Consider the following 12,690-nt stretch of genomic DNA (forward strand, 5'->3'; position numbering starts at 1 on the left):
AGAAAAATGTAGATTTCCGAAATTTAAAGTTCGTAGGAGGGCAGGAGATCGAAGGCCGCGCGGAGGGCATCGCCCCAGCCGGTGGAAATCGAGTGATACATCGGGTCGTCCTGCTCGATCCGGATCTTCTTGTGAACCTGAAAAGTGTCCTTTTCATAGGTGATCAGGTCGAAAGGCAGGCCAACCGACAGGTTCGCCTTAACCGTTGAATCGAACGAGACGAGCAATAGTTTGGCGGCATCGTTAAAGCTCATGCTGGGGTCATAGGTCCGCACAAGGATCGGCTTGCCATACTTGGTTTCACCGATCTGGAAGAATGGCGTGTCCTCGGTCGCTTCGACGAAATTGCCCTCGGGGTAGATCAGGAACAGCCGGGGCGGGCCGCCTTCGATCTGGCCGCCGACGATCAGCGTGGCGCGGAACCCAGCATCCGAGGTCTGGCCTTCGCTGGTGCTGTCGCTGATGACTTCCTTGAGCGTCGCGCCGATCAGCCGGGCGACCTGAAACATCGACGGCACCTTGAGGATCGTCGGGTCGCGATCCGAGGCCGCCTTGGAGCGTTCCTCGAGCAGGCTGATCAGGGCCTGCGTCGTTGCAAGGTTTCCGGCGGTCATGATGGTGATGAACCGCTCGCCCGGAACCTCGAAGGTGAACATTTTGCGCGTTACGGAAAAGTTATCGACGCCCGCGTTAGTGCGGGTGTCGGACATGAAAACAAGTCCCCGATCAAGGCTGAGGCCAACGCAGTATGTCATGAAATTTCCGACAAGGATTAGGAGGCGCGTGGACCGTTTATTACTGTTGGACTTGCAGCGACACAATCATTGATTCATCGCCAGAGCCCTGACGCAATCCTGAAATCGGCGCCGCGTCCAGATAATCCCGCCCGGTTGCCACGTTGACATAGTGCTCGTCGGGAGACTGGGCGTTGGAGACGTCGAACCCGACCCAGCCGAGTGTATCCAGATGCGCCTCGGCCCATGCGTGGGTCGCGCTTTGCTCGACCCGGTCCTTCATCATCAGGTATCCGCTGACATAGCGGGCTGGGATGCCCGCCGCGCGCGCGGCGGAGATAAAGATTTGCGCGTGGTCCTGACAGACGCCCTTGCCGCCTTTCAGCGCCTCTTCTGCGGTGGTTCCGGCATAGGTCTGGCCTAATCCGTATTTGACCGCGTCGGCGATCCGTGCGGACATGTCGTGCAACCCTGTAAGCTTGTCCTGCGCCGCCTCGAGCCTGGCCGCGATTTCGCGGATGCCGTCGCCGGGTTTCGTCAATTTGCTGTGCTGAAGGTAAAGCCACAGTGGGATGGAGCCGTAGACCTTGCCGAGAATCCCGGCGGTATCGCGTGTTTCCACGCGACCAGAGGCAGTGATAGACACCTCGGTCGCGCCGGGGTCGATCTGCATCAGCTCGGTCACGTTGCCATGCTGGTCGTGGTAGATCACTTCGCGGTTGCCGCCGGTGATCTGCACCTTCCAGTCATTGATCCGCTGCTGGGGTGTGTCGCGTGGAATCAGCCGGATTTTCTGAAGCGCGTAATGGACCGGAGTTTCGTAGCTGTAACGCGTTGTGTGGGTGATGGTCAGATGCAAAACGTCGGTTCCGTTCTAGCCGCCAAACCGGAAATCGCTTTCGATCTGCTGGCCGAGCGAATTTATATCCCGAATGAAAGCGGTGATGAATTCATGCAGACCTTCGTCGAAAATCGACTCGATGTCACGGTTTTTGAGCCGGGACTGAATCTTTTCAGCCATCTCGTGGCAGGCATGACGTTCGCCGTAATCCTCGGCCAGATAGTCCAGATTGCTGACGATCTGGCTGATGCAGAAGGAAAGCGAACGGGGTAGGCGGCGGTCTAGGATCAGGAAATCGGCAATGCCAGAAGCGGTCATTTCGCTTTCGCCGAGCCATCGGAACGAGCGGTGCGCCGAGACTGAACGCAGCACGGTTTCCCACTGCACGTTGTCGAGCGATGATCCGACAAAACTCGTGTTCGGCAGGAGGGTGTAATACTTGACGTCGATGATCCGCGCGGTGTTGTCCGCCCGTTCGATAAAGGTGCCGATGCGTGAGAAATCGTAGATGTCATTGCGCAGCATCGTGCCGTGAAGCGCGCCCCGGACCAGCGCGCTTTGCTGGCGGATCGTGTTCAGAACCGACGGCAGTTCGGTTTCGCGAACCGGGTTTGCCAACAGCTCTGTCAGCGTCATCCAAGTCTCGTTGACGGCTTCCCAGACTTCGGTGGTCAGCGCGGTGCGCACCAGCCGCGCATTGTCGCGGGCCGCCCCGGTGACCGAGGTCACGCTGGAAGGGTTGGACGTGTCGCGCAAAAGGTAGTCGACTACGTTGGTCGCGGTGTAATTGTCGTATTTCGCCGCGTATCCGGCAGAAACGCCCGAGGTCGTCACGACCGATTTCCATTCGGATTCGGCGTCTGTCGAGCGGGTCAGCGCAATGCGGAATCCGGCCTCGATCAGGCGCGCGATATTTTCCGTACGCTCAAGGTAGCGGAACATCCAGTAGAGGCCGCCGGCTGTCTTTCCTAGCATTTTCTCAGTCCTCCAGCACCCAGGTGTCCTTGGTGCCGCCGCCCTGGCTCGAGTTGACGACAAGCGATCCTTTGGCGAGCGCGACGCGGGTCAGGCCGCCGGGCACGATATTGATGCCCTGTGGCGATACCAGCACGAAGGGCCGCAAATCGACGTGACGCGGCGCGAGTTCCGATTCCGTGAATATCGGGACCGTGGAGAGCGAAAGCGTGGGCTGAGCGATGTAATTGCCCGGCTTTGCCTTGAGCTTTTCGGCAAAGGTAGCGAGCTCTTTCTTGCTGGCGGCGGGGCCAACGAGCATGCCGTAGCCGCCCGAGCCGTGCACCTCTTTGACCACCAGATCCTTGAGGTTGTCGAGCACGTATTGAAGCGCGCCGGGTTCGCCGCAGCGCCATGTCTCTACATTCTTCAAGATGGCCTTTTCGCCGGTGTAAAACTCGACGATATCCGGCATGTAGGAATAGATCGCCTTGTCATCTGCGATGCCTGCGCCGGGCGCGTTGGCGATGGTGATGTTGCCCGCGCGGTAGACATCCATGATGCCGGGGACGCCCAGCATCGATTCCGGATTAAAGGTCAGCGGGTCTAGAAAATCGTCGTCGATCCGGCGGTAAATCACGTCGATCCGCTTGTACCCCTGGGTCGTGCGCATCGCGATATGGCCATCGACCACGCGCAGGTCATGGCCTTCGACCAGTTCCGCGCCCATCTGGTCGGCGAGGAAGGAATGTTCGAAATAGGCCGAGTTGTAGATGCCCGGTGTCAGCACGGCGATGGTCGGCTTCGATCCGGCCGAACTCGGCGCGCAGGCGGCAAGCGAGCGACGCAGGTTCTTGGGGTAGTCGCTGACCGGCTGAACCTTGATCTTGGAGAACAGCTCGGGGAACATCTGGAGCATCGTTTCGCGGTTTTCCAGCATGTAGGACACGCCCGAGGGTGTCCGCGCATTGTCTTCGAGAACAAAGAAATCGCCTTCGCCAGTGCGCACGATGTCGGTGCCGACGATGTGGGTGTAGACTTGGCCCGGCGGGCTGAAACCCAGCATTTGCGGCAGAAAGGCTTCGTTCCCTTCGATCAGGTGCTTGGGCACGCGTCCGGCGCGCAGGATTTCCTGACGGTTATAGATGTCATGCAGAAAGGCGTTGATCGCGGCGACCCGCTGCTCGATGCCTTTTGCCAGCTTCGTCCATTCCCGTTGGGCAAGGATACGCGGAACCAGATCAAAGGGGATCAGCCGTTCTTGCGCCTCGCTCTGGCCGTAAACGTTAAAGGTAATGCCGGTCCGCCGGAAGAATGTCTCGGCATCCTGCGATTTCTTTGCGAGACGTTCGGCGTCCTGCTCAGCGAACCAGTCATGATAGGCCGCATAGGCATCACGGACAGTGCCGTTGTGGCCGCTCATCTCGTCGAAAAATTTGTTTTCACCAACCATGACTTAACCATAGTGGGATTCTTTGTTTCGACAACAGAAGACAGTGCCGGGAATATGCCGCCGTCTGTCGGACGGGCTGGCCTGCCTGTTTCTTAGGCTTGTATTTCCTGTCTGTTTTCAAACGATTGGGCCCCATGCTGGTCGGTGGCCCGGTCGAATGCCGGGCTTTCCGTCAAAAGGTTAGACGGCAGCGCGCGGCGTCGCAACCTAAAGTGGTTTGGCGGCGTGCCGTTCGTATGAAACGGGCGTCAGGCGCGGGTTCTGATCCTGACGGATCTGGCAATGGCGCGCGACTTTTGCTTTTCGCGCAGGAATACGAAAAGACCCGATCCGATGATAAGCGCCATGCCAATCCAGATTGTCAGATCCGGCAGGTCGGACCAGAAGAGCCAGCCCCACAACACGGCCAGCGGCAGGCCAGCATATTCGAACGGGGCAAGCGTCGCCGCGTCGGTCATGCGGTAGGCCTGGCTCACGCAATAGCCGATGATCGCCGAGTTGAGTCCCAGCCCGATCAGCGGCCCCCAGTCGCCATCCTGCGGCCAGACCCAGGCGCGCAGGAGGAAGAGCAAACTGGGATTGTCCACGCCTTCGACGAAGTGACCGTCGCCTGCGACGAGGTAAAACCCTATCGAGACGATCATGAACGTCCCCTGAATATACACGGAAAGGGCCGAGGCCTTGCTGGTGGCGCCCAGCCTGCGGGTCAAAAGCTGCATCAGCGCATAGGTCAGCGCGGCGAACACCGGCAGGAGCAGAATGATGCGGCTGACCTCAAGCGATCCAGCCGACGCCCAGGGGCGCTGCATGATGACGACGCCGATAAAGCCGACGAGCACAGCCCCCATCCTAAGCGGGCCGACTTTCTCGCCCAGCAGGGGGATCGACAGCACCGTGATGAACAGCGGCGCGACAAAGAACAGCGCGGTGGCATTAGCGAGTGGCAGGGCCGCGATGGCAACGAAATAGGCCATGTTCGATACGACAACCAACAAGGCCCGGCAAAGCTGCAACCAGGGCGCCTTGGGCTTGAGGATCGACCAGCCGCCTTCAAGCTGCACAAGTAGCAGGCTGAAACCGATGCCGATCGCTGAGCGGATAAACACGATCTGGTGCAGGGGATAGCCGCCGGACAGGGATTTGATCAGCAGATCGTTGATGGACATCGCAAGAACGCCCGCCAGAATGAAAAAGATGCCCGAGGCAGCATGGTTTGTCGGCATCAGTTTCATGGGGTTCCTTCGACTTCTCTCCGGCGCGCTGCCACGACCGGTACACGACTGTGCTACCATGGTCGGTATTTGCTGCAAGGTCTGTTTCCGACATTTCCTTGCAGAGTTCGTATTGGCGTAACGGCAAGTTCTCGTTTAGAAATCAAGGCCACGGGTATTCATCAAGAGGAGCCACCCCCATGCAGATGAGCGATCAGCGCGAGATCAAGGCAGACCCCGCAACGGTTTACGCAGCCCTTCTTGATCCCGATATGCTTAAGAACTGCGTGCCCGGCGCGCAGGAAGTCACCGGCAATCCGCAGGATGGCTATGAGGCAACGGTCGTTCAGAAGGTCGGGCCTGTCAAAGCGACGTTCAAAGGTCAGGTCACGATGACCGACATGGTCGAAAACGAGAAGATGACCATCACCGGCGAGGGCAAGGGCGGCGCGGCCGGGTTTGCCAAGGGCGGAGCGGTGGTCACGTTGGAGCCAACCGACACCGGTGGCACGCTGCTGAGCTATGATGTCGAGGCCAAGGTCGGCGGCAAGCTCGCGCAGCTGGGCAGCCGGTTGATCGACGGCTTCGCTAAGAAAATGGCCGATCAGTTCTTTTCCAACTTTGTCGAGCAGATCGAAGGCCCCGCCGAAGAAGGCGAGGCCGTGGCGGAAGAAGCGCCTGCGAAAAAAGGCTGGTTCAGCAAAACCTGAGCTTCGCCATCGCTTTGAAAACAGGCCGCACAGGTACCTGTGCGGCAAAATATATTGGCCTCTGACCCGGATCGGCATAGATCGCTGCTGAAAAAGGAGGCAGAGATGGCCGCAATTCTCAGCGTAAAAAATCTGCGCAAAGTTTATGATGGCGGGTTCGAGGCGCTGAAAGGCGTTTCGCTCGACATCGAAGAGGGGGAAATCCTTGCTCTTCTCGGACCGAACGGTGCAGGAAAAACAACTCTCATTTCCGCGGTCTGCGGTTTGGTGACCCCGTCTTCGGGGTCGGTGACGGTGGGTGGGCATGACATCCTGCGTGACTACCGGGCCGCGCGGTCACTGATCGGACTGGTGCCGCAGGAAGTCGTCGTGGAACAGTTCGAGACCGTCCGCAACACCGTGCGCCTGAGCCGTGGTCTTTTCGGCAAGCCGCGCAACGATGCGCTGGTCGAGGAAATACTCCGCAAGCTCTCGCTCTGGGACAAGCGCGACAACCAGATCAAGGAACTGTCGGGCGGCATGAAGCGCCGGGTGCTGATCGCCAAGGCGCTGGCGCATGAGCCGCGCGTGCTCTTTCTTGATGAGCCGACCGCCGGTGTCGACGTGGCGCTGCGCAAGGACATGTGGGACATCGTTGCCGAGATGAAGGCCGATGGCGTGACCATCATCCTCACAACCCATTACATCGAAGAGGCCGAAGCAATCGCCGACCGGATCGGTGTCATCACGCGCGGAGAGCTTCTTCTCGTGCAGGAGAAAGCCGAACTGATGCGGCAGATGGGGCGTAAACAGCTTGAGGTGCAGCTGACCGCACCGATTGAAACACTTCCCGCCAGCCTCGCGGATTTCGGTCTCGAGATCGGGCAGGGGGGCGAGACGTTGATCTATTCCTACGATACCCATGCGGAACGCACCGGCATCACCAAGCTGTTGAACGCCATTTCCGACGCGGGGCTGACGCTGCGCGATGTTCAGACGCGGCAGAGCAGCCTTGAGGATATCTTTGTCAATCTGGTCGAGGAGGACGCGTAATGAACTGGATTGCTATCGCCGCCATCTACCGGTTCGAGATGTCACGTTTCTTTCGGACGATCATGCAAAGCTTTGTCTCGCCGGTGATCTCGACCTCGCTGTATTTCGTGGTCTTCGGCGCCGCCATCGGCAGCCGGATCGATCAGGTCGAAGGAGTCAGCTATGGGGCTTTCATCGTGCCGGGGCTGATCATGCTGTCGGTCATCACCCAGTCGATTTCCAACGCGGCTTTCGGGATCTATTTCCCCAAGTTCATCGGCACGATCTATGAACATCTGTCAGCGCCGATCAGCTTTTTCGAGATCGTGCTAGGCTACGTGGGGGCGGCAGCGACCAAGGCGTTGTTCATCGGTGTCGTGATCCTGATTACCGCGAATTTCTTCGTGGATCTGAATATCGCCCACCCGCTGGCGATGGTGGCGTTTCTGGTGATGACATGTCTCAGCTTTGCGCTTTTCGGGTTCATCATCGGGATCTGGGCGAAGAATTTCGAACAGTTGCAACTGGTGCCATTGCTGATCGTCACGCCGCTGATCTTTCTGGGGGGGTCGTTTTATTCCGTGTCGATGTTGCCGCCGGTCTGGCAGACCATCACGCATTTCAACCCGGTTCTGTATTTGATCTCGGGGTTTCGCTGGGCGTTCTTCGACATGGCGGATGTGCCGATTGGCATCAGCCTGCTAGCAATCGCCTTGTTTACCGGGTTGTGCCTTGGCGTGATCTGGCTGATCTTCCGTACCGGCTGGCGCATCCGGAGCTGATCCTGAGTGATATTTTTGCTGGCGAGGCCTGAATTCGTGCCTTGCCCGCAAGTCAAGTTGGCCCCACACCTTGTTTAGGGGCAGTCGCCAATCTACATCCGTCTTCATGATGTTACGGCTGCCCTTTATCAAAAAACCGCCGATTGTATCGGTCGTGCGGATGAGCGGAACTATCGGGATGGCGGGGCGTGCCTCGCTGACCGATGCGGCATTGGCCCCGATCCTTGAAAAAGCATTCAAGCGCGGCAAACCCGTCGCTGTGGCTCTTGAGATCAATTCGCCCGGCGGATCGCCGGTGCAATCCTCACTGATCGGCGCGCGCATCCGCCGCCTGTCCGAGGAAAACGACATTCCGGTATTCGCCTTTGTAGAGGATGTTGCTGCGTCTGGCGGCTACTGGCTCGCCGCGGCGGCGGACGAGATCTATGGCGATGATTGTTCTGTGCTCGGATCCATCGGGGTAATCTCGTCCGGGTTCGGCGCCCATGTATTCCTTGCCCGGCAGGGGGTTGAACGACGCGTATATACGGCTGGCAAATCGAAATCCATGCTCGACCCGTTCAGCCCTGAAAATCCCGAAGACGTGGCGCGTCTCAAGACCCTGCTGGACGACATGCACGGCAACTTCATTTCCTACGTTAAATCGCGCCGGGGCGAGAAGCTTGATACCAAGCATGATCTTTTCACTGGGGAAATCTGGCTGGCGCGGCGCGCCGCCGAACTTGGCCTGATCGACGGGATTGGACATCTGAAACCCAAGATGCTTGCCCGGTTTGGCGAAAAGACCAAATTCCGCCGCTATGCGATGAAGCGGCCCTTCCTATCGCGCTTTGGCGCGTCACTGGCGCAGGACGCCATCGGAAGCATCGAGGAGCGGGCGGAATTCGCCCGTTTTGGCCTTTGACGTGATCCTCAAGATTGTACTTCTTTTCCTTATCGTGATGGGCGTGCTGGCGATGTTCGGGCGGTTGAGACTTCCGGGCGCGAAACGACTGAGTGACGCGAAATGCCCATCATGCGGGCGCTACAGGATCGGCAAGGGGCCATGCGCGTGCGGGGGGAGTAAGAAACGTTGATCATGCCTTGGATCCTGACGGCGCTGGGGCTGGTTATCCTGCTTCTGGCTGGCGATGCTCTTGTGCGCGGTGCGGTGAACCTGTCTTTGCGGCTGGGTATCCCGGCTCTGATCGTCAGCCTGACAATCGTCGCCTTCGGCACCTCCGCGCCGGAACTTCTCATCTCGATCAGCGCGATCCGGGACAACCTGCCGGGCATCGCGCTTGGGAACGTGGTCGGGTCGAATACGGCGAACGTTTTGATGGTGCTTGGCATCCCGGCGATTCTCGCGCGGATGCACACGAGCGAATGCGATACGCGCAAGACCTATGTTTTCATGCTCATGGGGACTGTCCTGTTCATCGGGCTGGCGTTCTTTGGCACCTTCACGGTCTGGTCCGGTCTGATCCTGCTGGCCGGGATAGCGCTGGTGCTTTTCGATCAGTTTCGCGATGCGAGGGCCCACCGCCGGGCCTGTAAGGACGATGAAGATGATCTTCCGGAAGAGGCAGATCCGAACATGCCGTACTGGCGGATCTGTCTTTACCTTGCGCTGGGCCTGATTGGCCTGCCGCTGGGTGCCAATCTGCTTGTCGAAAACGCCAGTGTGATAGCGCGTGCCTATGGCGTGAGCGAGACCGCGATCGGTCTGACACTGGTGGCGATCGGGACGTCCTTGCCAGAGCTGGCAACGACGGTCATGGCCGCCCTCCGGCGGCAGGCCGATGTGGCGCTGGGCAATGTGATCGGGTCGAACGTCTTCAACCTGCTGGCCATCATCGGCATCGCGACATTCTTCGGACGCATCCCGGTCGACCCGGAGTTCCTGTATTTCGATCTTTGGGTGATGCTCGGTGCCTCGCTGGTGCTGATCCCCTTTGTCTTTTTCGGGCGTGATCTCACCCGGCGCTGGGGCGTTGTATTGACCGGCCTTTACGCGGCCTATCTTGTCATCGTCCTCACCTGATACGGAGGCACGGCATGAAACGGGCAATGGTCACAGGAGGCGGAAAACGACTGGGCCGTGAGATGGCGCTTTATCTCGCGGGTCGGGGTTTTGACGTAGCGGTTCACTACGCGGGCTCTCGGAACGGGGCGCAGGAGGTTGTTTCCGAGATTGAGAAGATGGGGCGCAAGGCGGTCGCGGTGCAGGCAGACTTTCTGAACGAAGACTCAGTCGCGCAATTATTCCCCCAAGTTGTCGAAGCGTTGGGCGGCGCCATCACCTGTCTCGTAAACAACGCCTCCATTTTCGAACAGGATGATGTTGCATCGGCCAGTCGCGAGAGTTGGGACCGTCATTTTGAAAGCAACCTGCGGGCGCCTTTCGTTCTGACCCAGGCGATGGCCGCGCAAGGCCTGCAACCCGAAATCGACGCCGCTGGCGAACCGGTTGCAGTGGGGCTGATCCTGAACATGATCGACCAGCGGGTGCGAAAGCTCACGCCGGATTTCATGAGCTACACCCTCGCGAAATCTGCCCTCTGGACGCTGACACAGACCACGGCGCGGGCACTTGCCCCGGCGATCCGGGTCAATGGAATCGGTCCCGGCCCGACCCTTCAGGGCGAACGGCAAAGCGCGGAAGGATTCGCGGAGCAAAGATCGCGTACAGTGCTGAAACGCGGTTCGAATCCCGAGGATATCACCGCGGCGCTGGGCTACTTTCTGGACGCGCCGGGGGTTACCGGACAGATGCTTTGCGTCGATGGCGGGCAGCATCTGGCCTGGCAGACGCCGGATGTGCAGGGCCCTGAATAGCAAATTCGCAGAAAGTTTTGCACGCAGAGCCAAGTCGTTACAAAAGTGTAAAAATTTATCGTTTGATATCATCGTTTTGGGCGCTAGCAGAAAAAGAATGCCCTAAAATCAGTAAATTGTCGCCGCGCACAAATATTGGGCAAATCAGCGAACCCGCCCGAAACTAATGAAAATTTCCGCATGCCCCAAAGTTATCATCGTAGTTATCCACAGAAACCGTGGATTTGTTTCGGGTTGATCCCGCGCGCGCAAGATTGCAGCCAGCGCGCGGGAATCATATCTGTGGAGCATGAGTGAAATGCCCGATACCGATACGCGAGACGATGTGACCGGTTATGCCTGCATTCAGGGCTATCTGAAGACAATCGACTCATCCCCGGGCGTCTACCGGATGCTGGATTCGCAGGCGCGGGTTCTCTACGTCGGCAAGGCGCGGAACCTGCGGGCGCGGGTGTCGAACTATGCGCGCCCCGGCGGGCATTCGCCGCGGATCGAGCGGATGATCCGCGATACGGCGGCGATGATGTTCCTGACGACGCGGACGGAAACCGAGGCGCTGCTGCTTGAGCAGAACCTGATCAAACAGCTCAAGCCCAAGTACAACGTGCTGCTGCGCGACGACAAAAGTTTCCCGAATATTCTTGTGGCCAAGGATCACCCCTATCCCCAGATCAAGAAGCACCGCGGCGCCAAGAAGGAGAAGGGGGCCTATTTTGGCCCGTTTGCCAGCGCCGGGGCAGTGAACCGGACGTTGAACCAGTTGCAAAAGGCGTTCCTGCTGCGCAATTGCTCGGATTCCATGTTCGACTCCCGCACGCGCCCCTGCTTGCTGTACCAGATCAAACGCTGCTCTGCGCCCTGCGTCGATTACATCTCGGCCGAGGATTATGCGGCCTCAGTCGCGGATGCCGAAAAATTCCTGAGTGGCCGTTCGACCCGCGTGCAGGAAGACCTTGCCAGCCAGATGGCCGCTGCCTCGGAGGCGATGGAGTTCGAACGCGCTGCCGGGTTGCGTGATCGAATCCGGGCCCTGACGCAGGTACAGACGAGCCAGGGGATCAATCCGAGGGGCGTGACCGAGGCAGACGTGATCGCGCTGCACATGGAAGGCGGGCAGGCCTGCGTTCAGGTTTTCTTTATCCGGGCCAACCAGAACTGGGGCAACAAGGACTTTTACCCGCGAGTCGGTCCGGATGTCGCCCCGGCCGAGGTCATGGAGGCATTTCTCGGTCAGTTTTACGACAACAAGGAACCGCCCCGTCAGCTTATCCTGTCCGACGGAATCGAGAACGAAGACCTGATGGTGCAGGCCTTGAGTGACAAGGCCGGTCGCAAGGTCGAGATCCTCTTGCCGCAGCGTGGCGAAAAGTCCGAACTGGTTTCGGGTGCGCTGCGCAACGCACGGGAATCGCTTGCCCGACGGATGGCGGAAAGCGCGACACAGGGCAAATTGCTGAGCGGTCTGGCCGAGGCCTTTGGGCTCGAAGGGCCGCCGCAGCGCATCGAGGTTTATGACAACAGCCACATTCAGGGCACCAATGCCGTCGGGGCGATGATCGTCGCCGGGCCTGAAGGGTTCATGAAGAACAGCTATCGCAAGTTCAATATCCGCGGGGACGACCTGACGCCGGGTGACGACTTTGGCATGATGAAAGAGGTGCTGAACCGGCGTTTCTCGCGCCTGATCAAGGAAGACCCGGACCGTGACAAGGGCATGTGGCCCGATCTACTGCTCATCGACGGTGGCGCGGGGCAGGTCAGCGCCGTGGCCGAGATCATGCGTGAGCACGGCGTCGAGGATATCCCGATGGTCGGCGTCGCCAAGGGGATCGACCGAGATCAGGGCAAGGAAGAATTCCACCGGATCGGCCAACGCCCCTTTGCGCTGCGCCGCAATGACCCGGTGCTGTATTTCGTGCAGCGCATGCGGGACGAGGCGCACCGCTTTGCCATCGGCACCCATCGCGCCAAGCGCGCCAAGGCTATCGGCGCGACGCCGCTGGACGATGTGCCCGGTGTCGGGGCCACGCGCAAACGGGCGCTGCTGGCGCATTTCGGATCGGCCAAGGCGGTATCCCGCGCAAATCTTGCCGATCTCAAGGCAGTCGATGGAATTTCCGACACGCTTGCGGAAACGATCTATGATTTCTTTCACGATCGCGGTTGAGGCAGGGTAG

The 12,690-nt window shown here is 59.2% G+C and carries 12 protein-coding genes; 7 read left to right on the forward strand and 5 right to left on the reverse strand.

The window, feature by feature from the left end:
- Positions 1–23 precede the first annotated feature (23 nt).
- The 5 genes from ACU0FH_RS06945 to ACU0FH_RS06965 all read right to left on the reverse strand — a co-directional run bounded on the left by ACU0FH_RS06945 (position 24) and on the right by ACU0FH_RS06965 (position 5,214).
- The gene (locus ACU0FH_RS06945) at positions 24–755 is read right to left on the reverse strand and encodes a proteasome-type protease (RefSeq protein WP_238370905.1); all 732 of its coding nucleotides are present in this window, start codon (positions 753–755) and stop codon (positions 24–26) included.
- Positions 756–795: 40 nt separating this feature from the next.
- Positions 796–1,593, reverse strand: a complete 798-nt coding sequence (locus tag ACU0FH_RS06950) for a transglutaminase family protein (RefSeq protein WP_446193951.1) — start codon at positions 1,591–1,593, stop codon at positions 796–798.
- A 15-nt stretch (positions 1,594–1,608) separates the two neighbouring features.
- On the reverse strand, positions 1,609–2,550 hold the full coding sequence (locus ACU0FH_RS06955) for an alpha-E domain-containing protein (RefSeq protein WP_446193952.1): 942 nt from the start codon (positions 2,548–2,550) through the stop codon (positions 1,609–1,611).
- Positions 2,551–2,554: 4 nt separating this feature from the next.
- Positions 2,555–3,982: a circularly permuted type 2 ATP-grasp protein gene (locus ACU0FH_RS06960; RefSeq protein ID WP_446193953.1), complete on the reverse strand. Its 1,428-nt coding sequence runs from the start codon at positions 3,980–3,982 to the stop codon at positions 2,555–2,557.
- 248 nt (positions 3,983–4,230) lie between these two features.
- On the reverse strand, positions 4,231–5,214 hold the full coding sequence (locus tag ACU0FH_RS06965) for a DMT family transporter (RefSeq protein WP_446193954.1): 984 nt from the start codon (positions 5,212–5,214) through the stop codon (positions 4,231–4,233).
- A gap of 179 nt (positions 5,215–5,393) precedes the next feature.
- Here ACU0FH_RS06965 and ACU0FH_RS06970 point away from each other — a divergent pair, with 179 nt between their 5' ends.
- The 7 genes from ACU0FH_RS06970 to uvrC all read left to right on the forward strand — a co-directional run bounded on the left by ACU0FH_RS06970 (position 5,394) and on the right by uvrC (position 12,680).
- Positions 5,394–5,903, forward strand: a complete 510-nt coding sequence (locus ACU0FH_RS06970; RefSeq protein WP_446193955.1) for a CoxG family protein — start codon at positions 5,394–5,396, stop codon at positions 5,901–5,903.
- A gap of 105 nt (positions 5,904–6,008) precedes the next feature.
- Complete coding sequence (locus tag ACU0FH_RS06975; protein WP_446193956.1) at positions 6,009–6,935, forward strand: ABC transporter ATP-binding protein; 927 nt, start codon at positions 6,009–6,011, stop codon at positions 6,933–6,935.
- Complete coding sequence (locus ACU0FH_RS06980) at positions 6,935–7,696, forward strand: ABC transporter permease (RefSeq protein WP_446193957.1); 762 nt, start codon at positions 6,935–6,937, stop codon at positions 7,694–7,696. The genes ACU0FH_RS06975 and ACU0FH_RS06980 overlap by 1 nt, the downstream gene beginning before the upstream one ends.
- Before the next feature lie 106 nt (positions 7,697–7,802).
- Complete coding sequence (locus ACU0FH_RS06985) at positions 7,803–8,600, forward strand: S49 family peptidase (RefSeq protein WP_238370913.1); 798 nt, start codon at positions 7,803–7,805, stop codon at positions 8,598–8,600.
- A gap of 171 nt (positions 8,601–8,771) precedes the next feature.
- The gene (locus tag ACU0FH_RS06990; protein ID WP_446194162.1) at positions 8,772–9,719 is read left to right on the forward strand and encodes a calcium/sodium antiporter; all 948 of its coding nucleotides are present in this window, start codon (positions 8,772–8,774) and stop codon (positions 9,717–9,719) included.
- A 14-nt stretch (positions 9,720–9,733) separates the two neighbouring features.
- A complete protein-coding gene (locus ACU0FH_RS06995; protein WP_446193958.1) occupies positions 9,734–10,513 on the forward strand; it encodes an SDR family oxidoreductase in 780 nt (259 codons plus the stop codon).
- Positions 10,514–10,811: 298 nt separating this feature from the next.
- Positions 10,812–12,680: an excinuclease ABC subunit UvrC gene (gene uvrC / locus ACU0FH_RS07000; RefSeq protein WP_446193959.1), complete on the forward strand. Its 1,869-nt coding sequence runs from the start codon at positions 10,812–10,814 to the stop codon at positions 12,678–12,680.
- Positions 12,681–12,690 lie beyond the last annotated feature (10 nt).

The sequence above is a fragment of the Heliomarina sp. genome (genome assembly GCF_052826185.1).

Excerpts from the sequence above, each read along its gene's own strand:
- ACU0FH_RS06945 (WP_238370905.1), bottom strand. The coding sequence starts at position 755 with ATGACATACTGCGTTGGCCTCAGCCTTGATCGGGGACTTGTTTTCATG.
- ACU0FH_RS06955 (WP_446193952.1), bottom strand. The coding sequence starts at position 2,550 with ATGCTAGGAAAGACAGCCGGCGGCCTCTACTGGATGTTCCGCTACCTT.
- ACU0FH_RS06960 (WP_446193953.1), bottom strand. The coding sequence starts at position 3,982 with ATGGTTGGTGAAAACAAATTTTTCGACGAGATGAGCGGCCACAACGGC.
- ACU0FH_RS06965 (WP_446193954.1), bottom strand. The coding sequence starts at position 5,214 with ATGAAACTGATGCCGACAAACCATGCTGCCTCGGGCATCTTTTTCATT.
- ACU0FH_RS06970 (WP_446193955.1), top strand. The coding sequence starts at position 5,394 with ATGCAGATGAGCGATCAGCGCGAGATCAAGGCAGACCCCGCAACGGTT.
- ACU0FH_RS06975 (WP_446193956.1), top strand. The coding sequence starts at position 6,009 with ATGGCCGCAATTCTCAGCGTAAAAAATCTGCGCAAAGTTTATGATGGC.
- ACU0FH_RS06980 (WP_446193957.1), top strand. The coding sequence starts at position 6,935 with ATGAACTGGATTGCTATCGCCGCCATCTACCGGTTCGAGATGTCACGT.
- ACU0FH_RS06985 (WP_238370913.1), top strand. The coding sequence starts at position 7,803 with ATGATGTTACGGCTGCCCTTTATCAAAAAACCGCCGATTGTATCGGTC.
- ACU0FH_RS06995 (WP_446193958.1), top strand. The coding sequence starts at position 9,734 with ATGAAACGGGCAATGGTCACAGGAGGCGGAAAACGACTGGGCCGTGAG.
- uvrC (WP_446193959.1), top strand. The coding sequence starts at position 10,812 with ATGCCCGATACCGATACGCGAGACGATGTGACCGGTTATGCCTGCATT.